Origin of the sequence: Mesorhizobium sp. M0018 (genome assembly GCF_040323955.1) — a bacterium.
Lineage (GTDB): Bacteria > Pseudomonadota > Alphaproteobacteria > Rhizobiales > Rhizobiaceae > Mesorhizobium.
Genome location: NZ_JAMYVL010000009.1, coordinates 41,490 through 64,335, shown reverse-complemented (window position 1 = coordinate 64,335; position 22,846 = coordinate 41,490). Strand labels below are relative to the sequence as shown.

Below are 22,846 nucleotides of genomic sequence, written 5' to 3'. Positions count from 1 at the left end.
GGGGTCCATCGTAGAGCGAAAGCCTCGGCTTGCTATCTGCGATGGCCCCCTCTTGGGCGAGATGTCCGGCAGGACAGAGGGGGCGCGAAGGATCACTGCCGACGAGATGATCCGCCCGCCGCCTATACCCGCCGTTCCACCATCATCTTCTTGATCTCGGCGATCGCCTTGGCCGGGTTGAGCCCCTTGGGGCAGGTTTGGGCGCAGTTCATGATGGTGTGGCAGCGATAGAGCCGGAACGGGTCTTCGAGATTGTCGAGCCGCTCGCCCGTCGCCTCGTCCCTGGAATCGATCAGCCAGCGATAGGCCTGCAGCAGCGTCGCCGGGCCGAGATAGCGCTCGCCGTTCCACCAGTAGCTCGGGCAGGAGGTCGAGCAGCAGGCGCACAAGATGCACTCATAGAGCCCGTCGAGCTTTTCGCGGTCCTCATGGCTCTGCAGCCATTCCTTGGCCGGCTCGGGCGACACCGTCTTCAGCCACGGCTCGATCGAGGCGTGCTGTGCGTAGAAAGTGGTGAGGTCGGGCACCAGGTCCTTGACCACGGCCATGTGCGGCAGCGGATAGACCTTGATCGCGCCGGAAATGTCGTCGCAGCCCTTGGTGCAGGCCAGCGTGTTCGACCCGTCGATGTTCATGGCGCAGGAGCCGCAGATGCCCTCGCGGCAGGAGCGGCGCAGCGTCAGCGTCGCGTCGATCTTGTTCTTGATCCAGAGCAGCGCGTCGAGCACCATCGGCCCGCAATCGTCCATGTCGACGAAATACGTATCCATGCGCGGGTTCTCGTCATCGTCCGGCGACCAGCGGTAGATGCGGTATTCGCGCAGGTTGGTCGCGCCCTCCGGCTTCGGCCAGGTTTTTCCGGCCATGATCTTCGAGTTTTTGGGGAGGGTGAGTTCGACCATTACCTCAGGTCCTTTCGGATGACGAGCTTCAGCCCGGACCAGATCTCGTTCACGGCGGCGATCTTGACGTCGACAAGGTCGAGCTTCAGCGCCTCTGTGCGGATAACGTCCTCGGTGACGTCGGTCGGCACTTTCGATGCCTTCTTCGGCCATGAGACCCAGACCATGCCGTCCCGCTTGATTGCCGCTTCGACGTCGCCAAGACGGTCCTCGATCTCGACACGCTGCCGGGTGAAAGCATGTACGGCATCGTATTTCTCATGAACGCCCGAAATCGCCGACCAGTTGGCCAGCCGGTCGAGCTCGGCAAAATCCACGGCTTCGGTCAAATCCTCGAGTTCGGCCGGCAAGGCGACGAAAGCGGCAATCATCCCGTCCTTCAGGCCGAGCTTGGCCGGAAGGGGCGTGCCGGAATATCCCGCAACCGCCAGCAGCCTCATCTCAATACACCCTGGCCTTTGGCGCGATCTTGGCCGGGTTGATGCCGCCGTCTGCTTCCCTAAGCAGCGTTTCGGTGTGCACCGGCCGGTAGGTGAGCGCCACCTCGCCGGCCTCGTTGAGCCGGGCCAGCGTATGCTTGCGCCAGTTGGCGTCGTCGCGGGCCGAAAAGTCCTCCCGCGCGTGCGCGCCGCGGCTTTCCTTGCGCGCCTCGGCGCCGTAGACGGTGGTGATGGCGTTGGCCATCAGGTTTTCCAGCTCCAGCGTCTCGACCAGGTCGGAGTTCCAGATCATCGAGCGGTCGAACACCTTGACGTCGCCGAGTTCACCCCAGATCTGCGAAATGCGCCTGCAGCCGCTTTCCAGCGATTCCTGGGTGCGGAACACCGCCGCGTCCTCCTGCATCGCCTTCTGCATCTTTTCGCGCAAAACCGCTGTCGGCGTCGAGCCGTTGGCGTGACGCAGCCGGTCGAAGCGGTCCATGATCTTTTCGACGGCGGTCTCGTTGGGCGAAGGGATCGCCGATGTGCGGTCGATCACCTGGCCGGCCCGGATTGCCGCCGCGCGGCCGAACACCACCAGGTCGATCAGCGAGTTCGAACCAAGCCGGTTGGCGCCGTGCACCGAGGCGCAGCCGGCTTCGCCGACCGCCATCAGCCCGGGCGACACCTGGTCCGGATTCGACGCCGTCGGGTTCAGCACCTCGCCCCAGTAATTGGTCGGCACGCCGCCCATATTGTAGTGGACCGTCGGCAGCACCGGGATCGGCTCCTTGGTCAGGTCCACGCCGGCAAAGATCTTTGCCGATTCCGAAATACCCGGAAGCCTCTCGTGCAGAACGGCCGGGTCGAGATGGTCGAGATGCAGGAAAATGTGATCCTTCTTCGGGCCGACGCCGCGGCCCTCGCGGATTTCCAGCGTCATGCAGCGCGAGACCACGTCGCGCGAAGCCAGATCCTTGGCCGACGGCGCGTAGCGTTCCATGAAGCGCTCGCCCTCGGAATTGACGAGATAGCCGCCCTCGCCGCGCGCGCCCTCGGTGATCAGGCAGCCGGCGCCGTATATGCCGGTCGGGTGGAACTGCACGAACTCCATATCCTGCAGCGGCAGGCTTGCGCGTGCGGCCATGCCGCCGCCATCGCCGGTGCAGGTATGCGCCGAGGTGGCCGAGAAATAGGCGCGGCCATAGCCGCCGGTCGCCAACACCACCATCTTGGCCGAAAAGCGGTGGATGGTGCCGTCGTCGAGGTTCCAGGCGACCACGCCGGTGCAGGTGCCGTCCGGCTCCGTGATCAGGTCGAGCGCGAAATACTCGATGAAGAACTGCGCATTGTGCTTCAGCGACTGGCCGTAGAGCGTGTGCAGCATGGCGTGGCCGGTGCGGTCGGCGGCCGCACAGGTGCGCTGCACCGGCGGCCCCTCGCCGAAATTCATCATCATGCCGCCGAACGGCCGCTGGTAGATTTTCCCGTCCTCGGTGCGGCTGAAGGGAACGCCGTAGTGCTCGAGCTCGTAGACCGCCGCCGGCGCTTCGCGCACCATGTATTCTTGAGCGTCGGTGTCGCCCAGCCAATCTGAGCCTTTGACGGTGTCGAAGAGATGCCACTGCCAGTTGTCGGGCCCCATATTGGCGAGCGAGGCGGCGATGCCGCCCTGCGCCGCAACCGTATGCGAGCGCGTCGGGAACACTTTGGTGATGCAGGCGGTGCGCAGGCCTTGCTCGGCCATGCCGAGCGCGGCGCGCAGGCCGGCGCCGCCGGCGCCGACGACCACGACGTCGAATTTGTGATCGACATAGCTATAGGCGGAAGCCGTGTTGGCGTTCTTCGCGTCCTTGGCCAAAAAATCAGCCTCCAAATGCCAGTTTAAGCAGGGCGAAGACCGAAGCGACGCCGACGACTACGGGAAAGAATGTGTTGAGGGCAAGCAGCGCCAGCCTGGTGCCTTCGCCATGCACATAGTCTTCGATGATCGCCTGCATGCCGAGCCGCATGTGGTAGAGCACCGACAACAGCACCAGCGCCAGCACCAGTGCAACGAACGGGTTGGCAAGTGCGGCGCGCACCTCGAGATAGCTGGCGCCGTTGAGTGCGATCAGGAAGCCGACGAAGAACAGGACCAGCGGGATGTTGGAGATCGCCGTCAGCCGCTGGCGCCAGAAATGGCCGGTGCCCTCGCGGGCGGAACCGAGGCCGCGGACCTTGGCCAGCGGCGTGCGCATGTCGGTGTTCTTGCCGTTCATGTCAGGCTCCCCGCGCCATGTAGCCGGCGATCCAGATCAGCAGCGTCAGCGTGACCGAGCCGGCAAGCGTCGCCCAGGCGATCCTCGATGCCGTATGCTTTTCCAGCCCTGCCCCAGTGTCCCAGATAAGATGGCGCACACCGCCCAGCATGTGGTGCATCAGCGCCCAGCTGTAGCCGAACAGCACCAGCCGTCCCAGCCACGAGCCGAAGGCCCAGTTTACGGCGTTGAAGGTCGCCTCCGAGCTCGCCGCCGCCATCAGCCACAGCGCGACCAGCAGCGTGCCGAAATAGAGCGCCCCGCCGGTGATGCGGTGGACGATCGACATCGTCATGGTGATCGGCGGCCGATAGACGGTCAGATGCGGCGAAAGCGGCCGTTCACGCCTGGCAAATTCGCGGGTGGCTGGTGATTTGCTCATGGCTCCCCCAGTTCGGCGTCTCTGGAGCCTCAGGTGGGAATGCGGCATTACCGCTTCCGGTTGCGACTTCGGACAGCCGGTTTCTAATGCTCTTTTTGCACCGCGTCAAAGCCGGAAAACCGTTTCGAAAACGTAATTTAGTCTGATGAAAGCCAGGCTTTCAGCTTCAATCGATTAGGGCTGTCGCCTTGCGCCGGCACAATGTCGCCGCACTGCAAAATATGGCTGGCGCAAGGGGCGGATCAGCGCTTGCAGGCCAGCGGTGGTGCACCGCCCTTCATCACCAGCGCCTCACGCCCATCGATCACGATTGCGTCATGCGCCTCGCCGTAACGGCTGGTCTGATTGGCCGGTGAGGCCGGCAGCTCGGCGCTGGCGCCGTTCTGGCCGAGGACGCGCACCGACGTGCCGAGATTCTCGATGGTCATCACGCTGCCGTCGGCGCAGTTGTAAGTAGCTGTGCGCGGCTGCGGTGCCGTCGGTTCGCTAGCAGCCGGAGCAAGCGACACGGAAGCGGCGGCCGTGTTGCCGAGCTTGGGCGCGCTGGTCTGCGGCGCGCAGGCGGCTGCAGCCAGCAGCGGCGGAATGGCCAGCGCCATCCGAAACGTGCGGCGTAATCTCATGCTGCTTTCCCCGCGCATCGAGCCCGCCGCGATGCTCCGGCAAGCCACCGGATTTCATGCTTTTTGAGTCGCGCCCGGTGCTGGGGATGGTGGGAACAAGGCATGGCCGAATGATGGCCGGTGGGCGATCGGGTATTAACCATATTTTCCGAGACCTCGCCCGTGCTGCGGTTGCCCTCTTAACAAAGGTTAATAAAAGGTTAATTTCTGATTCGAGGAGGCTTGCCTCTCAGCAACTGGAGCAGCACGCCATGCATTCGAATTCAGCAGGATCGCGCCTTCCCTGGTTCCTATTGGCGGCGCTCGCCGTCGGCGTCGTCGCACCGGCATTCGCCGGGACGCGCCATCATGACCGCGTCTATGCCGATTCCTTCGGCAATCTCGTCATCGACAGCGCCGCCGGCTACAAGCGTATCCTCGTTGGCGAGGGCAAGCTGGCCAAGGAATTGTCCGACTACACCAGCGCCGGCCAGCCCGACGTGATCTACGAAAACGAATCGGACGATGTCCGCGGCGGCGACTGCTATAGGCCGCCGGTTTTCGTCAAGGGCCGCAGCTATATGTACGGCCTCTCCGACGGCGAAATGCCGGAGCTCAGCCCCTGCCGCTGACGGCCATGCCGCCCTTGGTTGACGGCGCCGGCAGGGCAACAGCCGGCCCCACCGAGACACGCACGCAATCGCGACCGCTGCCCTTCGCCTGATAGAGCGCTTTGTCGGCGCGCCGCAACAGGTCGGAAAAGCTTTCGCCCGGACCAAGCTCGGCAACGCCGAAGCTGGCGCTGCAGCGGTGATCCGCGGGCAGGCAGTCGATCGGCGTGGCACCGAAGGCGCTCCGCGTGCCCTCGGCAAAGAGCCGGGCGGCGGCTAGATTGGTCCCCGGCAGGAAAATCGCGAATTCCTCGCCGCCGATGCGGCCGGCGACATGATGGTCGGCCGCGGCATCGCGGAGAAAACCGGCAAAGGTCTCGATGACCCGATCGCCCGACGCGTGGCCGTAAGTATCGTTGATGCGCTTGAAATGGTCGAGATCGGCAATGACCAGTGCCGCTGGAACGGCGCGCCGCATGGCGTCACGCAGTGCGATCTCGGCATGGCGCTCGAAGCCCCCACGGTTGAGCAGCCGCGAAAGCGTGTCGGTTTCCGATTTCGACGTCGCCTCGGCGAGCACGTCGCGGACCAGGATAGCCAATGTCACCAGCGCAAGCGCCAGGCCGAACACGGTGCCGACCGACTGCGACACCAACGCATAGCTGGTCTGCGCATAAGATTGCGGGTTGGCGCCCCAGCCACCAAGCGCATGGGCGATGAAGGGTTTGCTGGCGAACTGCAAGGTGCTGGCCGCAAGGACAGCCATCAGCATATAGTCGAGCCGCTCGCGTCTTTGCCTGGACGACAAGACGATCGCCAGCCCGGTGAACTGCATGGCCGCATAGGGAAGCTGGTAGGCCGCCATTCGCACGAACGATTGGCGTGGCAGGTCCTGCACGAAGTAGACCGCGAGGGTGGCGAAGACCAGGAAGAACAGCATCGGCGGCCAAGGCGGCGAAACGCGGTATTTATGGGCAAGCCCGCCATTGAAGGCGACGGTAGCGCCAAGGAAGGCGGCAAAGGCGGCGACAACCACGGGGCGCGCATTGTCGAAGGCAGGAATGCTGAACTCGATCGCGAAATAAGCCGTGCCGAGCACATAGCCGAACGCCAGCCAGCGTGCCGACACCCGGCCGGCGTCATAGACCGCGATCGTCATGAAGGCCGCCGCCAGCAGCCCGGCAACGAACAGGTTGATCAGCAGGATGAAATTAGCGCTGCCCATGGCGTTTTGGCACTCCCCCGAACAGCAAATCACCAACGCGCGAAAAAGACGTTAATTCGAAGCCGTCGCTGACGCTCAGCCAGCACTGGTCCTATTGGGAAGGACGACCGTCTCAGGCCGCTGATAGGACAGGCATACGCTGTCGCGGCCACTCCTTTTGGCTCTGTAGAGCGCTTCGTCGGCGCGGCGCATCAGCGGGTCCAGCCCTTCGTCGCTGGCGCGGGCGGCCACGCCGAAGCTGGCGGTCACTCTTGTCTCGGGCGGAAGCCCGTCGATTCTGTCCGCCGAATAGAGCGTGCGAATGGTTTCGGCAAACAGTCTTGCCGCGCCAAGGTCGCTGAGCGGCAAAAGCACGGCGAACTCTTCGCCGCCGATGCGGCCGGCAACGCCGCGCGTACCTGCAGCCGACAGAAGCTTGGCAGCGAAGTCGGCGATGACGCGATCGCCGGCCGCGTGGCCATGTTGATCGTTGAGCGCCTTGAAATGATCGAGATCGGCAAGCACCAGAGCAACCGGCAATTGCGCCGTGGCACAGTGCTGCAGGACAAGCATGGCGCGCTCCTCGAAGCCGCGGCGGTTGAGCAGGCCCGACAGCGGGTCTGTCAGGGTTTCGGTCTTCAGGGCCTTCATCACATCGAGCGCGGCGGCGCCGAACAGGCAAAGCGCAATAAGCAGCGACAGCAATGCATGCGACAGCAGAGCCGTCGTCCAGTAGGACGAGGAGTAAAGCCCTTCATAGCTGGTGAACGGCCCATGCGCGATGACGACGGCAAGCGTCCGCCCCAGGAAGTTCAGGCCGGAAAGCAGCGACAGCACGAACAGGATCATTTCTGTCGGGCCGTTGTTGCGCACCACGCGCAACTCGGCGGCGACAACCAGGCTGATGCCGCCGAAGCTGAAATTGATGGCAAGGATGCGCCAGGTGAGATCCGGCCGGGCAAAAAGAAACCACGAGAACGCGGCCAGGCCGCCGCAGGCCAGAATGCCGACCGCCGGGTAAGGCACGCGCCGCCCATAGCGCGCAATGACCGCGCCGGCGAGACAGCAGGTGGCGAAGGTGAAGCACAGGATCGAGATGAGCTTGGTCGGCGCCATGCCGACCGGCAGCGTGAAATACTGGAGCAGGAAGCCTGCGGCCGAGGCCGAGTAGCCCGCCGCCAGCGCAGCCAGATAGGGACGGTGGCGCTGATAGAACCACAGCACGAGAAATGCCGCGCCGAGTGTGAGGGCGATGCCTGGATTGAGCAGCGCTATGAGCAGGCCGGTGTCCAAGCGCTGTAATTTCCCCTCGCTTCCCTTGGAGGACCTTAGAGCGGAAGCCCAAACAAGCGGTTAAGCGAAAGCGAATATACGACAGGTGCGTCGACAAAGCCGCTGGGCGGAACCGCGAACGGCGAGCGGCGTTTCACGACGGCAACCAGGAGACGCTCCGATGGCCGATACGATCATGCTGACCGATCACGATGCAATTCGCTCATGGGCCGCGGCACGCGCCGGCTTTCCGGCGATCGTCGACGTGTCGCCCGAAGCCGGAACGCAGCCCATGCTGAGGCTGGTCTTCGGCCAGCATGCCTACCAGGACCAGGATGAGGCCGAACGCCCGGTCAATGCCGGCGGCTACGAACTGGTCGAATGGGACGAATGGTTCAAACTCTTCGACGAGCGCCAACTGGCGCTGGTCGTCGCAAAGGACCAACCCGGCCGTCGTGAGGGATTCCACGAATTCGTCAGGCGGCCCGACTGAAGAATGCCCGAACCGCATTGCGCCTCGGGCTCCTCATATCCGACTGCGCGCGCCTGCCCTATTTCCACTCGCGGATGTCGACGAAATGGCCGGCGATCGCCGCCGCCGCGGCCATTGCCGGCGACACCAGATGCGTCCGGCCCTTGAAGCCTTGGCGCCCTTCGAAATTGCGGTTCGAGGTCGAGGCGCAGCGCTCATGCGGCTTCAGCCGGTCGTCGTTCATGGCAAGGCACATCGAGCAGCCCGGCTCACGCCAGTCAAAGCCGGCGGCGACAAAGATCTTGTCGAGGCCTTCGGCCTCTGCCTGTTCCTTGACCAGGCCGGAGCCCGGCACGATCATCGCACTGACCCGCGGATTGACTTGTCTGCCCTCGATCACCTTGGCGGCGGCGCGCAGATCCTCGATGCGGCCATTGGTGCAGGAGCCGATGAAGACGCGATCGAGTTCGATATCGGTGATCTTGGTGCCCGGCTTCAGGCCCATATAGTCGAGTGCGCGCTGCTTGGAGGTGCGCTTGTTCTCATCAGTGATGTCGTCCGGGTTCGGCACGATGCCTTGCACCGAGACCACGTCCTCGGGCGAGGAGCCCCAGGAGACGATCGGCGGCAGCTTTGCCGCGTCGAGCACGACCACCTTGTTGAAATGCGCGCCTTCGTCGGACTGCAGCGTCTTCCAGTAGGCGAGCGCGGCGTCCCAGGCTTCGCCCTTGGGGGCGCGCGGCTTGTCCTTGACATAGGCGAAGGTGGTCTCGTCGGGCGCGATCAGGCCGGCGCGCGCGCCGGCTTCGATCGACATGTTGCAGATCGTCATGCGGCCTTCCATCGACAGCGCACGGATTGCCTCGCCCGCATATTCGATGACATAGCCGGTGCCGCCGGCCGTGCCGATCTCGCCGATGATGGCGAGGATGATGTCCTTGGCGGTGACGCCTTCCGGCAGTGCGCCGTCGACGCGCACCAGCATGTTCTTGGCCTTGCGCTGGATCAGCGTCTGCGTCGCCAGCACATGCTCGACTTCCGAGGTGCCGATGCCATGCGCCAGCGCCCCGAACGCGCCATGCGTCGAGGTGTGACTGTCGCCGCAGACGATGGTCATGCCGGGCAGCGTAAAGCCTTGCTCGGGACCGATGATGTGGACGATGCCCTGGCGGATATCCTTCTCGGAATAATATTCGATACCGAAATCCTTGGCGTTCTTGGCCAGCGCCTCGACCTGGATGCGGCTTTCCTCGTTCTTGATGCCGAACTTGCGCTCGGGCGAGGTCGACACATTGTGGTCGACCACGGCCAGCGTCTTTTCCGGATGCCGAACCTTGCGGCCGGTCATGCGCAGGCCTTCGAAAGCCTGCGGGCTGGTGACTTCGTGGACCAGATGGCGGTCGATATAGAGCAGGCAGGTGCCGTCGTCCTGGCGGTCGACGACATGGTCGTCGAAAATCTTGTCGTAGAGGGTGCGCGGTGCGCTCATTTGCTTAAATCCGTCGATTTAAAAAGGGAAAACGACGCCGGTCGGACCGGCGAAACAGCCTGGCGAGTCTGCCCTAGCTAAGTCGGCTGGTCAGCGCCCCGCAGACGCGCGCGGAAAATCGCGACGGCAGGCGTTTTCTGTCCTGCAGCACGAAACCCTTATAGGCCGGATCGCCAAAAAGCTCTTCCATGGCGCTGCTCATATCAATGTTTTGGCTTTTCAGCAATCGTGGCGGCCTTCGCAGGCGCTTCACAGCACCTCGAACACAAACGTCTTCACCAGCGCGTCGGGCTCGGCGATTGCGTAGCAGCGGAACCACGGGCTCTCCTCGACCGGCCGCCATTTTTTCGCCTGCTCCAGTTCGCCAAACACGGCTTGAAACCCGCCGCTTGCAAAAACCTGGTCGCGGACCGTGAAGATGGCGTGGCCGCCCGTCCTGGTGATGCGTACCAGTTCATGCAGGCCCGACGCCGGTGCGTGGCTGATGGTGAACACGCCGGTCGAGAAAAAGGCGCGGAAATACCCGTCCGCCCAAGGCAATGGCCCGCCGAGCATCGCCTGTTTCAGCTCGCTGTAGGCCTGCCGGCTGCCGGCGATTTTCAGCATGTCCTGCGACAGGTCGAGCCCGGCAATATCGTGGTAGCCGAGTGCCTTGAGCGACGGCCCCGACAGGCCGGTGCCGCAACCGGCGTCGAGCAGCGGCCCTTCGCCCGGCGGCACATGGCGCGCCACCCAGGCGGTGATCAGGAACGGCAGGAGATAGCCGAGCGCCGCGGTTTCGCCGTCATAGGTCGCGGCCCATTGCGCATAGGCCTTGGCGAGCGTCTCAGGCGTGTCGGCCGTATAGACCGCTTCCAGCGCCGCATTGGCCTTGTCGATGATCATGGGTCCTTCCCGGTCGCGTCCGCTCGATGGTAGCGCCGTTTTCGCCTGCCTTCTATTCCCCATGCTGGTGGCGCAGCCGCTTCTCCAGCGCCCGCAAGGCCAACGACAGGCCGACGGTCAGGATGAGATAGATATAGGCGACGATCGAATAGGTTTCGAAGAAGCGGAACGAGCCGGCGGCGTAGATCTTGCCCATCTGGGTGATGTCGGCGACGCCGAGCACCGAGACCAGCGAGGAATCCTTGACCATGGCGACGAAATCATTGCCGAGCGGCGGCAGGATGGTGCGGATCGCCTGCGGAAAGATGACCAGCCGGAAGCGCTGGGTGCGCGTCAGCCCGAGCGCCTTGGCCGCCTCGATCTGCCCCTTCTCGACCGCCTGGATGCCGGCGCGGAACACCTCCGAAATGAAGGCGGAATAGCCGATGGTCAGCGCCATGACGGCGCGCCAAAGCAACGACACGTCGCGTACCAGCAGCTCACCGAAGAGGCCGGCGCTTTGCAGCGGCGCCGTCAGCGCGTTCCATGCCGCGACGAAGGCCGGCGCGCCGGCAAAGGCGATCCAGAACAACAGCACCAGCATCGGCACGCCGCGGATGATCTCGACGTACAAGCGGGCGATCTGGCTGAGCCAGCGTGAGCCCGACAGGCCCATCAGCGCGACGCCGAGGCCGATCGCGCAAGCCAGCGCGAAGGCGACCACCGTGACGAAGATGGTGACGCCGATGCCCTTGGCGACGGTTGCGAAGACCTGGGCATAGACGTCGCTGGCAGCGATGAAGATGGCGGCGGCCAAGGCGATCGCCACGGCCACGGCAAGCCACCACGGGAAGTCGGATTTGGCTGAGGCGAGAGGCGCCGACGGCATCAAGCGGTACCGATAACAGAGTCACGAAGGCAGCGTTCTGTCACACCCCCCTCTGGCCTGCCGGCCATCTCCCCCTCAAGGGGGGAGATCGGCAGCTTTGACCTCGCGGCCCGTTCTGCAACACTGAAAATTGGCGAAAGCCGATGCGAAAGCCGATCTCCCCCCTTGAGGGGGAGATGTCCGGCAGGACAGAGGGGGGTGTACGAGCGCAGAGTCAGCGCGAGTTCCCGCGCACAATCGTCATGAAATGCGCGCAACAAGCGGGCCTACTGCCCCATCTTGTAATCAAGGAACCACTTCTTGTTGAGCGCGTCGAGCGTACCGTCGGCCTTGAGCGCAGCGATTGCCGCGTTGACCGGCTTCACCAGGTCGGAGCCCTTGGGGAAGATGAAGCCGAAATCCTCGGTGCCGAGTGGGCCGCCGATCAGCTTAAGGCCGCCATTGGACGCATCGACATAGCCCTTGCCGGCAGTGCCGTCGGTGAGCACGACGTCGACGTCGCCGGCCTTCAGCGCCTGCACCGTCGCGCCGAATGTCTCGAACAGCTTGATGCGCGGGTTCTGCTCGTTGCCGTCGAGCACGCTGTAGACGGCGGTGTAGAAGGGCGTGGTGCCGGCCTGCGCGCCGATCAGCCCGTCCTTGAAGGCGGCGAACGTCTTTGCATCGGTGAAGCGCTTCTCGTCGCCGCGCACCAGCATGAACTGTTCCGAGCGCATATACGGATCGGAGAAATCGACCTTCTGCTTGCGGTCGTCCTTGATGGTGATGCCGGTCATGCCGATGTTGTACTGATTGTCGGAAACCGCCTGGATCATCGCGTCCCAGGAGGTATTCTGGTATTCGACCTTGAAATTCAGCCGTTTGGCGATCTCGTTCATCGCGTCATATTCCCAACCGATCTGCTTGCCGGTCTTGGCATCGATGAACTGCAGCGGCGGATAGGCGTTTTCGGTCACCACCACCACTTTCTTGCCGCCGAGGTCGGGCAGCGCCTGCGCCAGAGCCGCGACAGGCACGAGAAGGCAAGCCAGCAGGCCGGCCAGCAGCAGTTTCGAATTGATCATGACGATGCTCCCCAGGAACTGAACCGCCTCGATCGGCCGAGGCATGCAGGAAATCCGGCGCCGACTTTAGCTTTCCGCCGGCGCCTTGCAAGCCGCTCCGATGCGGCGTTCGGCACGAAAATGGATTTCAATGCTTTCATCGGCGGCATTACGGAACGATCCGTATCGATTGCGGCCGATGCAGCCCGGCAAAATAGAATCCGCCTCGCGAAACAAAAAGGCGGCCGAAGCCGCCTTTCCGAAAATACGTTCTTGAAGAGCCTTATTCGGCGGCAGCTGCTTCCGCGGCCTTGGCGGCCTCGTCGGCGGCCTTCTTCTCGGCGGCGTCCTGCGCGGCCTTCTCGGCGGCCAGCGCCTGGGCGGCGGCCACTTTCTCGGCCTCGATGCGCGCCTTCTCGGCGTTCAGCGCATCGCGCTCTTCGTCGTTCAGCTTGCGGGCGCGCACGCCGGTGTTTTCCGAAATGCGGGCCGATTTGCCGCGACGGTCACGCAAATAGTACAGCTTGGCGCGACGCACCTTGCCGCGGCGCACGATCTCGACGCCTTCGACCATCGGTGAATAGACCGGGAACACCCGCTCCACGCCTTCGCCGTAGGAGATCTTGCGGACGGTGAAGTTTTCCTGGAAGCCGGCGCCGGCGCGGGCGATGACGACGCCCTCATAGGCCTGGACGCGGGTGCGGGTGCCTTCGGTCACACGGACCTGGACGCGCACGGTATCGCCGGGCTGGAATTCGGGGAGCTTGCGCTTGGCTTCGATCTTGGCGGCCTGCTCGGCCTCGAGCTGACGGAGGATGTCCATCTCAATAATCCACTTCTTGTTCTTCCGACAGTCAGAGCGTCCGACACTCGCCTTGCAGTCGCATCGACCGCTCGGCTATGCCCTTCGTTCGAGAACTTCTGTTCGAGAACATCGGGCAGGGGCGACTACACCGTCATTGTTGACGGGCCAGAAGATCGCTCTTGGCATATTTTCTTCCGGTTCGGCGCGCACATACAGCTATTTCGGCGCTTTGTCACGCCTTCGCTGTTTCTTTTTTGGCGCTGTTTCTTTTTGGCTGAGGCCGCTGTGGCAATCCCGTGATCGCTTGTGGTCCAGGGGGTTGCGCCCGCGCGTCAAGCTTCCTAAGCCGGAAGATAAGCATTTTCCTCCAGCGACGACACCCTCATGCCAATCTTGGACGCGGTCCTGCTCTTTCTCGCCGGCTTTCTATCAGGCGCGGTCAATGCCGTTGCCGGCGGCGGCACGTTCATAACCTTTGGCGCCATGACCCTGGCCGGCCTGCCGCCGATCGTCGCCAATGCGACATCGTCGGTGACGCAATTTCCTGGCTACATCACCTCGACGCTCGCCTATTGGCACGACATCAAGCATTTCTGGCGTGGCGCACTGCTGCTCAGCCTCATTTCGGCTCTCGGTGCGCTGTCTGGCGCGCTCATCCTTCTAGGGCTCGACAACCCGTCGTTCCGCGCCTTGGTGCCGTGGCTGCTGCTGGCGGCAACCGCATTGTTCGCTGCCGGGCCATGGCTGAAGCCGGCGCCCAAGCCGGAGCATGAGGCCGCGGTAGGTTCGCTGGTCGGGTCGCTGGCGCAGTTCGCCACCGCCGTCTATGGCGGCTTCTTCGGCGCCGGCATGGGCGTCATGATGCTGGCGACGCTCGGTCTCACCCAGTCCGGCGACTATCACCGGCTGAACGCATTGAAGAACATGCTGGCCGTGGTCATTGCTGCGGTTGCCATCCTCGTCTTCGTCTCGGGCGGCGTCATTGCCTGGCTGCAGGCGATCATCATGATCCCGGGTGGCGCGCTGGGTGGCTATGCCGGCGTCTGGATCGCCAGGCGCGTGCCGCAGAACGCGGTGCGCGGCTTCGTCATCGCCGTCGGCCTGTTCCTGGCTTTCTACTATTTCGATAAGGGCTGAGCGGCTGACAGATCCGGGCGTCGCTCCTTCGTCAGCCTCTCCGCTTCGGCCCGCCGCCACGCCGCGATCTTCCTGTGATTGCCCGAAATCAGCACTTCGGGGATCGGCCGCCCCTCGAATTCCTGCGGCCGTGTGTAATGCGGATGTTCGAGCAGGCCGTTTTCAAAGCTCTCTTCCTCGCCCGATTCCGCATTGCCCATGACGCCGGGCAACAGCCGCACCACCGCATCGAGCAGCACAAGTGCTGCCGGCTCGCCGCCGGACAGGATGAAGTCGCCGATCGACACTTCTTCGAGCCCCCGCGCTTCGATGACCCGCTGGTCGACGCCTTCGAAGCGACCGCAGACGATCACCGCACCCGGCCCGGCGGCGAGCTCGCGCACTCGCGCCTGTGTCAGCGGTTTTCCACGCGGACTCATTAGCAGTTTTGGACGCCGATCGCCCGGCGGCGAGGCATGGTCGATGGCGCTGGCCAGCACGTCCGCCCGCATCACCATGCCGGCGCCGCCGCCGGCCGGCGTGTCGTCGACGGTACGATGGCGATCGCTGGCGAAGTCGCGGATCTGGATTGCTTCGAGCGACCAGATGCCGGTCTCCAGCGCGCGTCCGGCCAGCGACAGCCCAAGCACGCCGGGAAACATCTCGGGATAGAGCGTCAGCACCGAAGCGGAAAAGCTCACCGGTTGCCTCCGGCGTCCTTCGGCCCGCGCGGCCTGCCCTTGGGGTCGAAGCTGTCGCGGTCGGCAGACGCTCCGTCGTCGTCCTCGACCAGCCCTGCCGCGGCCGGATCGACGCGGACAAAGCCACTGGCGATCGACACTTCCGGAACGGCGGCCTGCGTAAACGGAATAAGCACGCCTTTGCGCCCCGCCAGCGTCACGTCGAGAATGTCGCCGCCGCCGAAATTGTGCACGGCGACGACCTCGCCGATGGCGGCACCCGTGTCATCCCTGACCTCCAGCCCGACGAGGTCGGCATGATAGAATTCGTTCTCTTCGCCCTCGTCCGGCAACACCGAACGGTCGACGAACAATTCGGTGCCGGCGAGCGCCTCGGCGGCATTACGATCGCTGATGCCTTTGAAGCGCACCACCACCACGGTGTTGGCGGGCCTGATGTCGACGATCTGGAAGGCGCGGCCGTCCCTGGCATAGAGCGGACCGTAATCGGCCAGCGCCAGCGGATCGCCGGTAAAGCTCTTGACGCGCAACTCGCCCTTGATGCCATGCGCGGCACCGATCACGGCCATCTGGACGGGGTTTTGCGGCTTGCTCATCTGCGGAAAATCCTTTGCCTTGCTCTAACCCCAGCCCGTCGTCATTTCAATGACGCCGCTCTTCACCGCTTCCTAACCCGAGTGCCGGAAGATGGTGGGGAATTGGAAGAGCGCAATGCAGGAATTCCTCATCCCGGCAAAACCCGACCTTCAGGCGGCGCGCGAGGCCTGGCTGAAGATGCTGGCGCGAGAACGCCGGCTGTCGCCCGAAACCGTCGAGGCCTATGAGCGCGACACGCGCCAGTTCCTGCATTTCCTCACCGGCCATTGCGGCGGCTCGCCCGGCATTTCCGACATCGCCGATCTGCGCCCCGCCGATCTGCGCGGCTTTCTCGCTGCTCGCCGTGCCGGAGGCGCCGGCCCGCGTACGCTCGGGCGGGGGCTGGCCGGCATCCGCTCGCTGCTGCGTTTCCTGGAACGGCGCGGCCTCGCCAATGCGGCGGGTGCGGCGGCCTTGCGGGCGCCGCGGCAGCCGAAATCACTGCCCAAGCCGCTGACGGCAAGCGATGCAAAACACGTCGTCTCGGTGGAAGGCCAGGTGGCGGAGGAGCCGTGGATCGCCGCCCGCAACGCTGCCGTGCTGACATTGCTTTACGGTTCGGGCCTGCGCATTTCCGAGGCGCTCGGCCTGTCGAGCGCCGATCTGTCCTCGCCTGGTGATACCGTGCTGCGCGTCACCGGCAAGGGTGGCAAGACCCGGCTGGTGCCGGTTCTGCCGGTGGCGCTGCGGGCGATTGCTGAATACCGCCGCCTCTGCCCCTGGTATCTCGATCCCAAGGGCCTGCTGTTTCGCGGTGCCCGCGGCGGCCCGCTCAACCCGGCGATCGTCCAGCGCGACATGGCCAAGCTGCGCTCGGCGCTCAACCTGCCCGACACGGCGACGCCGCATGCGCTGCGCCATTCCTTCGCCACGCATCTGCTAGGGCGCGGCGGCGACCTGCGCACCATCCAGGAGTTGCTCGGCCACGCCAGCCTGTCGACAACCCAGATATACACCGGCGTCGACACCGCCAGGCTGCTCGAGATTTACGAAGCAGCTCATCCTCGTGCGTGATCGATGCATGTGTCGGTGGCCATCTCGCAACAATTTTGATGCGCCGGTTAACCGTTTTGCCGCTTTTTGCGCCTAGAATCGCAGCATGAAACGCCTCATCGCCATCGCCGACCGCGCGACCCATGTGTCGCTGAAGCTGCTCGTCGCGCTGAACGCCCTGTTTTTCCTCTCTTTCCTCATCGTCGCGCTGCTCGCGGCGGGCAAGGCACGCGCCGAGACTTCGGCCTGCACCGGTAGCGATATGCTGAGCGCGCTGCAAAAGGACGACCCGGCTGCCTACCGCAAGATCGAGGCGGAGGCGGCAGCGACGCCGAACGGCAAGGGCCTGCTGTGGAAGCTCGAAAAATCGGGCGAAAAACCGTCCTTCCTGTTCGGCACCATGCACGTTACCGACCCGCGCGTCACCACGCTGCCACCCGCCGCACAGAAGGCATTCGATGCGGCTGGCACCGTCATCATCGAGACCACCGAAGTGCTCGACAAGCAGAAGATGATGGCAGCAATGCTGAAAGAGCCGGATCTGATGATGTTCACCGACAAGACGACGCTTTCGTCGCTGCTGTCGCCGGAGGATGCGGCGGTGGTCAACAAGGCGCTCGATGCGCGTGGCATCCCGCCAGCGACCGTCGCCAAGATGAAACCTTGGTTGCTGTCGGCGTTGGTGGCGCTACCTGCATGCGAAGTCGCCCGCCAGGCTGGCGGTGCGCCAGTGCTCGACGTCAAGCTTGCCAAGGACGCCGAGGCTTCGGGCAAATCGGTCGAGGGGCTGGAGACAATCGCCGACCAGCTGCGCGCCATGGCTTCGCTGCCGATCGCCTTTCACCTGAAGGGACTGGTCGATACGCTGAAGCTTGGCGACAAGGTGAACGACGTCAACGAAACCATGATCGTGCTTTACCGGCGTGGCGACACTGGCATGTATGTACCGCTGTTTCGGGCTATCGTCCCCGAACAGGTAGACGACCAATCGGGTTACGCCGAATTCGAGCAGACCATGATCACCAGCCGCAACAAGGTGATGGTCGATCGTGCAGCGCCGATCCTCGCCCACGGCAATGTCTTCATGGCGGTCGGCGCCATGCACCTTCCCGGAGCGCAAGGCTTGGTCGAGGGTTTCCGCAAGACCGGCTATACGGTGACCGCCGTCAACTGAACGACACGGCGGAGTTGCGCACCGAATCATTGCCGAGGCGGGACCAGCCCTTACGCGTGGCGCGACGGCGGACCAGCCGCGCTTCGTACCAAGAAACCGAAAAAGGTTCGGTTTGGCTCGATCGAACCCCATTTTGCGGTGGAAATGCATGCCTGCGAGCGATTCCGGATCAGAATTGCCCTGTTTTCGGCGTTTTCAACGCCTAATGTGAAACCGATTCAACGATTGTACGTTGATGGCTATTACTTGATGTTTTTCATCCACGGAGGACACTTTTATGGCGAACACACCCAATCCGAACGACCCATTCACCTCGCCGGGCTCCGCACGGCCAAGCGGCGGCGGCAGCGGCTGGCTGATTGCCCTGGTCGTCGTTATCCTGGCAATTGTCGCCTATTATGTTTTTGGAAGACGTAGCGAGGCACCTGCGCCGGCCGAACCGCCTGCAGCCAGCACACCGGCTCCGGCCCCAGCGCCTGCCGAGCCGATGAAGCCAGCCGAACCGGCTCCTGCGCCAGCTCCGGCAACGCCCGCTCCGGCTCCGGCTCCGGCTCCGGCCCCTGCGCCAGCCCCGGCCCCGGCACCAGCACCAGCACCAGCACCAGCACCGGCACCGGCACCGGCTCAGTGATCAGACTGCTGATTTAATATATGAACGGTCCGCTGAAAGGCGGGCCGTTTTTTTGAGAGCAGCCGTCGATGCTCTGAGCTGCGATTAGCCATGGGCTAACTTCATCTTCGTCATCCAGCGCGGAGCAGGAGCGAAGCGACATCGCGGAGACCCTGGAATCCATCTGCGGTTGAGAATGCAAGCCGTCTGTGGTGATCCTTCGCGCCCCTCTCTGTCCTGCCGGACATCTCCCCAGTTGGGGCCACTTGGGGGAGATTGGCTATTTCGCCAATCGCCACCGTCGCCTGCGATTCAACCGCTCAGATATGGATCGGCTTGAAGAACGTCGCCAATGCCGCCTCCTTTACCGCTTCCGACATTGTTGGATGGGCGTGACAGGTGCGGGCTAGGTCTTCCGACGAGCCGCCAAATTCCATCAGCACGGCCGCCTCGTGGATCATCTCGCCGGCGCCGAAGCCGACGATGTGGACGCCGAGTACACGGTCGCTGGCCTTGTCGGCCAGGATTTTCACAAAGCCGTCGGTGTGCAGCATGGCGCGCGCGCGGCCATTGGCGCTGAACGGGAATTTTCCGGCCTTGTAGTCGATGCCGGCCTTCTTCAATTCTTCTTCGGTCTTGCCGATCGTGGCGATTTCCGGCGTGGTGTAGACGACGCTCGGAATCACGTCATAGTTCACATGACCGGCCTGGCCGGCGATGGTCTCGGCCACCGCCACGCCCTCGTCTTCGGCCTTGTGGGCAAGCATCGGCCCGGCGATGACATCGCCGATGGCGTAGATGCCGGGCACGTTGGTCCTGAGATGGCCGTCGGTCTTGACCCGGCCGCGCTCGTCGACGTCGACGCCGGCCTCCTTCAGCCCGAGAGCGTCCGAATAGGCCCGTCGTCCCGTCGCAATCAGCACCGCGTCCGCCTCGATCGTCTCGGCTGCTCCGCCCTTGACCGGCTCGAAGGTAACCGTCGCCCCCTTCTTGGCCTTGGCGACGCCGGTCACCTTGGCGCCCAGCCTGAATTCAAAGCCCTGCTTCGACAGCAGGCGCTGGAACTGCTTGGAGACCTCGCCATCCATGCCGCCCAGGATGGTGTCGAGGAACTCGACCACGGTGACCTTGGCGCCGAGCCGCGCCCATACCGAGCCGAGCTCCAGACCGATGACACCACCACCGACCACCACCAGATGGCCCGGCACCTTGTCCAGCGACAGCGCGCCGGTCGACGAGACGATCACCTTCTCATCGAAATCGACCTTGACGCCGGGAATGCCGGCGACGTCGGAGCCGGTGGCGATGACGATGTTCTTGGTCTCGATCTCCTCGACCTTGCCGTCATCGGAGGTCACCGACACCTTGCCGGCCGCAACCACCTTGCCGGTGCCACGAAAACTGTCGATCTTGTTCTTCTTGAACAGGAAGGCGACGCCATTGACGTTGGCCGTCACCGTCGCATCCTTGTGTGCCATCATCTTCCCAAGGTTGAGCTTGGGCGCGCCGATCTCGACGCCGAGCGCCTCGAAGGAATGGCCGGCCTCGGCAAACATCTCGGACGCATGCAGCAGCGCCTTTGACGGGATGCAGCCGATGTTGAGGCAGGTGCCGCCGAAGGTCGGGTTCTTTTCGACCACCGCCGTCTTCAGACCGAGCTGCGCCGCCTTGACGGCGCAGACATAGCCGCCTGGTCCCGATCCGATGATAACGACGTCATAGGCCATGATACTGTCCCTTTTGCTTTAGCGGCCGCCGCCGATTTCCAGATTGGCGCCGGTTGTGTAGGACGCCTCGTCCGACAGCAGCCAGAGAATTGCGGCTGCGACTTCCTCGGCGGTGCCGACGCGCTGCATGGGCACCACCTTGCGCATTCTCTCGGCCCGATCCGGCTGACCGCCGGAGGCATGAATTTCGGTGTCGATGATGCCCGGGCTGACCGCGTTGACACGAATGCCTTCGCCGGCCACTTCGCGGGCAAGCCCGACGGTGAAGGAATCGACCGCGCCCTTGGAGGCGGCGTAGTCGACATATTGACCCGGCCCGCCAAGCCTTGCCGCGATCGAAGAAACATTGGCGATGGCACCGCCCTTGCCGCCATGCCTGGTCGACATCCGCTTCACCGCCTCGCGGGCGCAAAGCATCGGCGCGATCACATTGATGCGCATCATGCGCTCCAGCCTCGCAGCGCTCAGCTCGTCGACGCGCGCGCTCTGGTCGACCACGCCGGCATTGTTGACGAGCGCGTCGAGCCGACCGAAACGGGCATCGACAGCCTCGAACATGGCCAACACGTCCGTCTCGCTGCCGACATCGCCCTTGACCGCAAAGGCTTCTCCGCCAGCAGCCTCGATGTCGGCGACCACCGTTTCGGCGGCTTTTGCATTCGACATGTAATTGACCGCAATGCGATAGCCGGCCCTGGCGGCAAGCCTGCATGTAGCGGCGCCGATGCCGCGGCTGCCGCCGGTCACCAGCAGGATCTTTCCGCTCGCGCTCATTCCTGACATCCTTTCAGGGCAAAGACGTCCCAGGGCACCTTGGAAAAGCCGTTGGCGCCGTAGGCCGCCGACATCTGCAACGACGCTCCCAGATCGGGCAGGATCAGCTTCTTCGGCGCATCCTTTCCTTCGCCCGGCAGCAATGCGATATTGCCCTGGTCGTCGGCAGTGTAGATGACGCCCTCCCACACGGTGCAGGCGGCGAGCTCGTCGCCGGTGACGTCGCCGGCCGGGCATTTGTACATCAGCGTGCCATGCGGCCGCGCCGCGCCCTCGGTCCACATGACGATGCCGTCGAGCACGACGCCGTTGTCGAGCACCATCTTGAAGCTGTTGGTGACGGCGGCCAACTCGCCGGTCGGCCTGAAATCGATCTCGGCGGCGTTCTCAGGATCGCCATGGACGGCGAGCTCGAGCGGGCAGGCGGCGAGGGCCGCGGAGACCGTCTGCACGCCGAGTGCGCAGATTGTGACAAACAAACCGGACCGGAAACGAGACGAACTCATCCGGCGGCGCAGATCCATGCTCCGGCTCACGTCGGCCGCCCCTAGAGGTCGAGCACCAGCCGCTCAGGATCCTCCAGGCTTTCCTTGACCCGCACCAGGAAGGTCACCGCTTCCTTGCCGTCGACGATGCGGTGGTCGTAGGACAGCGCCAGATACATCATCGGCCGGATGACGATCTGGCCGCCGACCACCACCGGCCGCTCCTGGATCTTGTGCATGCCCAAAATGCCCGACTGCGGCGCATTGAGGATCGGCGTCGACATCAGCGACCCGTAAACGCCACCGTTGGAAATCGTGAACGTGCCGCCTTGCATATCGGCGACCGACAGCTTGCCGTCGCGCGCCGCAAGCCCCAGCCTGCCGATGTCCTTCTCGATTTCGGCGATCGACATCTGGTCGGCATTGCGCACAACCGGCACGACAAGGCCTTTCTCTGTACCGACGGCAACGCCGATATGAGCGTAGTTCTTGAAGATGATATCGGTGCCGTCGATCTCGGCATTGACCGACGGGATCTCCTTCAGCGCATGGGTGACGGCCTTGGTGAAGAAGCCCATGAAGCCGAGCTTCACGCCGTGCTTCTTCTCGAACACGTCCTTGTATTTGCCCCTCAGCGCCATCACCGCGCTCATGTCGACCTCGTTGAATGTGGTCAGCATGGCGGCGGTCGATTGCGCTTCCTTGAGGCGGCGCGCGATCGTCTGGCGCAGCTTGGTCATGCGCACGCGCTCCTCGCGCGACGCATCGTCGGCCGGGGACGGCGCGCGCGCGGCAACGGGTGCCGGTACAGGCGCTGCCCTCGGCATTTCGGCCGGCTGCGACGGCGCGCCCCTGGCGATAAGGTCGAGCACATCGCCTTTCAGCACCTGGCCGCGCTTACCCGAGCCCGATACCTGGTCGACCGCGAGATTGTGCTCGGCCAGCAGCTTTGCCGCCGACGGCGCCGGCGGCATTGTGCGCGTCTCGATCGCGCCGGCGTCGCCGGCGATCTTGGCCGTCTCGGCAGCGGCCTGCTTGACGCTCGAGGCTGCGGTGGGAGCCGAAGCCTGCGATACCGCATCCTGTTTGTCCGCCGGAGCGGCGGCGGCATTGGCTGCCGCGCCGGCGCCCGCCGAAATCGTGCCGAGCAATGCGCCGACGCCGACCGTCTCGCCTTCCTTGACGGCGATCTCGGCGAGCGTGCCCGCAGCGGCGGCCGGCACTTCCACCGTCACCTTGTCGGTTTCGAGCTCAACCAGCGGCTCATCGGCGGCGATCGCGTCGCCGACCTTCTTGAACCATTTGCCGATGGTCGCCTCGGTGACGGATTCACCAAGTGTCGGGACGCGGATTTCGGTTGCCATTGTGCCTGTCCG

The 22,846-nt window shown here is 64.1% G+C and carries 24 protein-coding genes; 5 read left to right on the top strand and 19 right to left on the bottom strand.

Features of this window, described 5'->3' with window-relative positions; genetic code table 11:
* Positions 1-122 precede the first annotated feature (122 nt).
* From NKJ81_RS14750 to NKJ81_RS14725, 6 genes are all read right to left on the bottom strand, one after another.
* Entirely contained in the window at positions 123-902 is a 780-nt protein-coding gene (locus NKJ81_RS14750) for a succinate dehydrogenase iron-sulfur subunit (protein WP_352540842.1), read from the bottom strand.
* Positions 902-1,342, bottom strand: a complete 441-nt coding sequence (locus tag NKJ81_RS14745; RefSeq protein WP_352540841.1) for a DUF3052 family protein — start codon at positions 1,340-1,342, stop codon at positions 902-904. The genes NKJ81_RS14750 and NKJ81_RS14745 overlap by 1 nt, the downstream gene beginning before the upstream one ends.
* Before the next feature lies 1 nt (position 1,343).
* Positions 1,344-3,182, bottom strand: coding sequence for a succinate dehydrogenase flavoprotein subunit (gene sdhA, locus NKJ81_RS14740; protein WP_352540840.1), 1,839 nt, complete (start codon positions 3,180-3,182; stop codon positions 1,344-1,346).
* Between the two features lie 4 nt (positions 3,183-3,186).
* Positions 3,187-3,582, bottom strand: coding sequence for a succinate dehydrogenase, hydrophobic membrane anchor protein (sdhD, locus tag NKJ81_RS14735; RefSeq protein ID WP_292663226.1), 396 nt, complete (start codon positions 3,580-3,582; stop codon positions 3,187-3,189).
* A 1-nt stretch (position 3,583) separates the two neighbouring features.
* A complete protein-coding gene (gene sdhC / locus NKJ81_RS14730) occupies positions 3,584-4,003 on the bottom strand; it encodes a succinate dehydrogenase, cytochrome b556 subunit (RefSeq protein ID WP_292663224.1) in 420 nt (139 codons plus the stop codon).
* A gap of 242 nt (positions 4,004-4,245) precedes the next feature.
* Complete coding sequence (locus NKJ81_RS14725; protein ID WP_352470792.1) at positions 4,246-4,626, bottom strand: hypothetical protein; 381 nt, start codon at positions 4,624-4,626, stop codon at positions 4,246-4,248.
* 251 nt (positions 4,627-4,877) lie between these two features.
* On the opposite strand from NKJ81_RS14725, the gene NKJ81_RS14720 reads away from it, so the two are divergent.
* Positions 4,878-5,237, top strand: a complete 360-nt coding sequence (locus tag NKJ81_RS14720; RefSeq protein ID WP_352450158.1) for a hypothetical protein — start codon at positions 4,878-4,880, stop codon at positions 5,235-5,237.
* Here NKJ81_RS14720 and NKJ81_RS14715 read toward each other — a convergent pair.
* Together NKJ81_RS14715 and NKJ81_RS14710 are read right to left on the bottom strand one after the other, a co-directional pair.
* Positions 5,221-6,441 carry a GGDEF domain-containing protein gene (locus NKJ81_RS14715; protein ID WP_352540839.1) on the bottom strand — a complete coding sequence of 407 codons (1,221 nt, stop codon included), beginning with the start codon at positions 6,439-6,441 and terminating at the stop codon, positions 5,221-5,223. The genes NKJ81_RS14720 and NKJ81_RS14715 overlap by 17 nt on opposite strands.
* Positions 6,442-6,516: 75 nt before the next feature.
* A complete protein-coding gene (locus NKJ81_RS14710; protein WP_352540838.1) occupies positions 6,517-7,713 on the bottom strand; it encodes a GGDEF domain-containing protein in 1,197 nt (398 codons plus the stop codon).
* A gap of 160 nt (positions 7,714-7,873) precedes the next feature.
* On the opposite strand from NKJ81_RS14710, the gene NKJ81_RS14705 reads away from it, so the two are divergent.
* Positions 7,874-8,185, top strand: coding sequence for a hypothetical protein (locus NKJ81_RS14705; protein WP_023679773.1), 312 nt, complete (start codon positions 7,874-7,876; stop codon positions 8,183-8,185).
* A 58-nt stretch (positions 8,186-8,243) separates the two neighbouring features.
* Here the strand turns inward: NKJ81_RS14705 and leuC are convergent, their stop codons facing one another.
* The 5 genes from leuC to rplS all read right to left on the bottom strand — a co-directional run bounded on the left by leuC (position 8,244) and on the right by rplS (position 13,272).
* Positions 8,244-9,653: a 3-isopropylmalate dehydratase large subunit gene (leuC, locus tag NKJ81_RS14700; RefSeq protein ID WP_352470795.1), complete on the bottom strand. Its 1,410-nt coding sequence runs from the start codon at positions 9,651-9,653 to the stop codon at positions 8,244-8,246.
* Positions 9,654-9,902: 249 nt separating this feature from the next.
* Positions 9,903-10,538 (bottom strand): class I SAM-dependent DNA methyltransferase, encoded by a 636-nt coding sequence (locus NKJ81_RS14695; RefSeq protein ID WP_352540837.1) that lies wholly within the window; start codon positions 10,536-10,538, stop codon positions 9,903-9,905.
* A gap of 52 nt (positions 10,539-10,590) precedes the next feature.
* Entirely contained in the window at positions 10,591-11,406 is an 816-nt protein-coding gene (locus NKJ81_RS14690; RefSeq protein ID WP_352540836.1) for an amino acid ABC transporter permease, read from the bottom strand.
* A 266-nt stretch (positions 11,407-11,672) separates the two neighbouring features.
* The gene (locus NKJ81_RS14685) at positions 11,673-12,470 is read right to left on the bottom strand and encodes a transporter substrate-binding domain-containing protein (protein ID WP_031212709.1); all 798 of its coding nucleotides are present in this window, start codon (positions 12,468-12,470) and stop codon (positions 11,673-11,675) included.
* A 262-nt stretch (positions 12,471-12,732) separates the two neighbouring features.
* Positions 12,733-13,272, bottom strand: a complete 540-nt coding sequence (gene rplS / locus NKJ81_RS14680; RefSeq protein WP_254817835.1) for a 50S ribosomal protein L19 — start codon at positions 13,270-13,272, stop codon at positions 12,733-12,735.
* Positions 13,273-13,638: 366 nt separating this feature from the next.
* On the opposite strand from rplS, the gene NKJ81_RS14675 reads away from it, so the two are divergent.
* On the top strand, positions 13,639-14,391 hold the full coding sequence (locus NKJ81_RS14675) for a sulfite exporter TauE/SafE family protein (protein WP_023679781.1): 753 nt from the start codon (positions 13,639-13,641) through the stop codon (positions 14,389-14,391).
* On the opposite strand, the gene trmD is transcribed toward NKJ81_RS14675, so the two are convergent.
* Together trmD and rimM are read right to left on the bottom strand one after the other, a co-directional pair.
* Entirely contained in the window at positions 14,373-15,071 is a 699-nt protein-coding gene (trmD, locus tag NKJ81_RS14670; RefSeq protein ID WP_352540835.1) for a tRNA (guanosine(37)-N1)-methyltransferase TrmD, read from the bottom strand. The two genes, NKJ81_RS14675 and trmD, sit on opposite strands and share 19 nt — an antisense overlap.
* The gene (gene rimM / locus NKJ81_RS14665) at positions 15,068-15,667 is read right to left on the bottom strand and encodes a ribosome maturation factor RimM (RefSeq protein ID WP_352540834.1); all 600 of its coding nucleotides are present in this window, start codon (positions 15,665-15,667) and stop codon (positions 15,068-15,070) included. Before rimM ends, trmD begins: the two co-directional genes overlap by 4 nt.
* Before the next feature lie 115 nt (positions 15,668-15,782).
* Here rimM and NKJ81_RS14660 point away from each other — a divergent pair, with 115 nt between their 5' ends.
* The gene (locus NKJ81_RS14660) at positions 15,783-16,721 is read left to right on the top strand and encodes a tyrosine recombinase XerC (RefSeq protein ID WP_352540833.1); all 939 of its coding nucleotides are present in this window, start codon (positions 15,783-15,785) and stop codon (positions 16,719-16,721) included.
* 85 nt (positions 16,722-16,806) lie between these two features.
* Positions 16,807-17,874, top strand: a complete 1,068-nt coding sequence (locus tag NKJ81_RS14655) for a TraB/GumN family protein (RefSeq protein ID WP_352540832.1) — start codon at positions 16,807-16,809, stop codon at positions 17,872-17,874.
* Between the two features lie 930 nt (positions 17,875-18,804).
* Here NKJ81_RS14655 and lpdA read toward each other — a convergent pair.
* From lpdA to odhB, 4 genes are read right to left on the bottom strand one after another with little or no spacing between them, the layout of a single operon-like run.
* Entirely contained in the window at positions 18,805-20,211 is a 1,407-nt protein-coding gene (gene lpdA, locus NKJ81_RS14650; protein WP_352540831.1) for a dihydrolipoyl dehydrogenase, read from the bottom strand.
* 18 nt (positions 20,212-20,229) lie between these two features.
* Positions 20,230-20,985, bottom strand: coding sequence for an SDR family oxidoreductase (locus tag NKJ81_RS14645; RefSeq protein ID WP_352470803.1), 756 nt, complete (start codon positions 20,983-20,985; stop codon positions 20,230-20,232).
* Positions 20,982-21,509 carry a hypothetical protein gene (locus NKJ81_RS14640; RefSeq protein ID WP_352540830.1) on the bottom strand — a complete coding sequence of 176 codons (528 nt, stop codon included), beginning with the start codon at positions 21,507-21,509 and terminating at the stop codon, positions 20,982-20,984. Before NKJ81_RS14640 ends, NKJ81_RS14645 begins: the two co-directional genes overlap by 4 nt.
* 23 nt (positions 21,510-21,532) lie before the next feature.
* A complete protein-coding gene (odhB, locus tag NKJ81_RS14635) occupies positions 21,533-22,834 on the bottom strand; it encodes a 2-oxoglutarate dehydrogenase complex dihydrolipoyllysine-residue succinyltransferase (protein WP_352540829.1) in 1,302 nt (433 codons plus the stop codon).
* Between the last annotated feature and the right edge of the window lie 12 nt (positions 22,835-22,846).

Bases quoted from the DNA above. Each gene is read 5' to 3' on its own strand.
- NKJ81_RS14750 (WP_352540842.1), bottom strand. From the start codon at position 902: ATGGTCGAACTCACCCTCCCCAAAAACTCGAAGATCATGGCCGGAAAA.
- NKJ81_RS14745 (WP_352540841.1), bottom strand. From the start codon at position 1,342: ATGAGGCTGCTGGCGGTTGCGGGATATTCCGGCACGCCCCTTCCGGCC.
- sdhD (WP_292663226.1), bottom strand. From the start codon at position 3,582: ATGAACGGCAAGAACACCGACATGCGCACGCCGCTGGCCAAGGTCCGC.
- sdhC (WP_292663224.1), bottom strand. From the start codon at position 4,003: ATGAGCAAATCACCAGCCACCCGCGAATTTGCCAGGCGTGAACGGCCG.
- NKJ81_RS14725 (WP_352470792.1), bottom strand. From the start codon at position 4,626: ATGAGATTACGCCGCACGTTTCGGATGGCGCTGGCCATTCCGCCGCTG.
- NKJ81_RS14720 (WP_352450158.1), top strand. From the start codon at position 4,878: ATGCATTCGAATTCAGCAGGATCGCGCCTTCCCTGGTTCCTATTGGCG.
- NKJ81_RS14715 (WP_352540839.1), bottom strand. From the start codon at position 6,441: ATGGGCAGCGCTAATTTCATCCTGCTGATCAACCTGTTCGTTGCCGGG.
- NKJ81_RS14705 (WP_023679773.1), top strand. From the start codon at position 7,874: ATGGCCGATACGATCATGCTGACCGATCACGATGCAATTCGCTCATGG.
- leuC (WP_352470795.1), bottom strand. From the start codon at position 9,653: ATGAGCGCACCGCGCACCCTCTACGACAAGATTTTCGACGACCATGTC.
- NKJ81_RS14695 (WP_352540837.1), bottom strand. From the start codon at position 10,538: ATGATCATCGACAAGGCCAATGCGGCGCTGGAAGCGGTCTATACGGCC.
- NKJ81_RS14690 (WP_352540836.1), bottom strand. From the start codon at position 11,406: ATGCCGTCGGCGCCTCTCGCCTCAGCCAAATCCGACTTCCCGTGGTGG.
- NKJ81_RS14685 (WP_031212709.1), bottom strand. From the start codon at position 12,470: ATGATCAATTCGAAACTGCTGCTGGCCGGCCTGCTGGCTTGCCTTCTC.
- rplS (WP_254817835.1), bottom strand. From the start codon at position 13,272: ATGGACATCCTCCGTCAGCTCGAGGCCGAGCAGGCCGCCAAGATCGAA.
- NKJ81_RS14675 (WP_023679781.1), top strand. From the start codon at position 13,639: ATGCCAATCTTGGACGCGGTCCTGCTCTTTCTCGCCGGCTTTCTATCA.
- rimM (WP_352540834.1), bottom strand. From the start codon at position 15,667: ATGAGCAAGCCGCAAAACCCCGTCCAGATGGCCGTGATCGGTGCCGCG.
- NKJ81_RS14660 (WP_352540833.1), top strand. From the start codon at position 15,783: ATGCAGGAATTCCTCATCCCGGCAAAACCCGACCTTCAGGCGGCGCGC.
- NKJ81_RS14655 (WP_352540832.1), top strand. From the start codon at position 16,807: ATGAAACGCCTCATCGCCATCGCCGACCGCGCGACCCATGTGTCGCTG.
- lpdA (WP_352540831.1), bottom strand. From the start codon at position 20,211: ATGGCCTATGACGTCGTTATCATCGGATCGGGACCAGGCGGCTATGTC.
- NKJ81_RS14645 (WP_352470803.1), bottom strand. From the start codon at position 20,985: ATGAGCGCGAGCGGAAAGATCCTGCTGGTGACCGGCGGCAGCCGCGGC.
- NKJ81_RS14640 (WP_352540830.1), bottom strand. From the start codon at position 21,509: ATGGATCTGCGCCGCCGGATGAGTTCGTCTCGTTTCCGGTCCGGTTTG.
- odhB (WP_352540829.1), bottom strand. From the start codon at position 22,834: ATGGCAACCGAAATCCGCGTCCCGACACTTGGTGAATCCGTCACCGAG.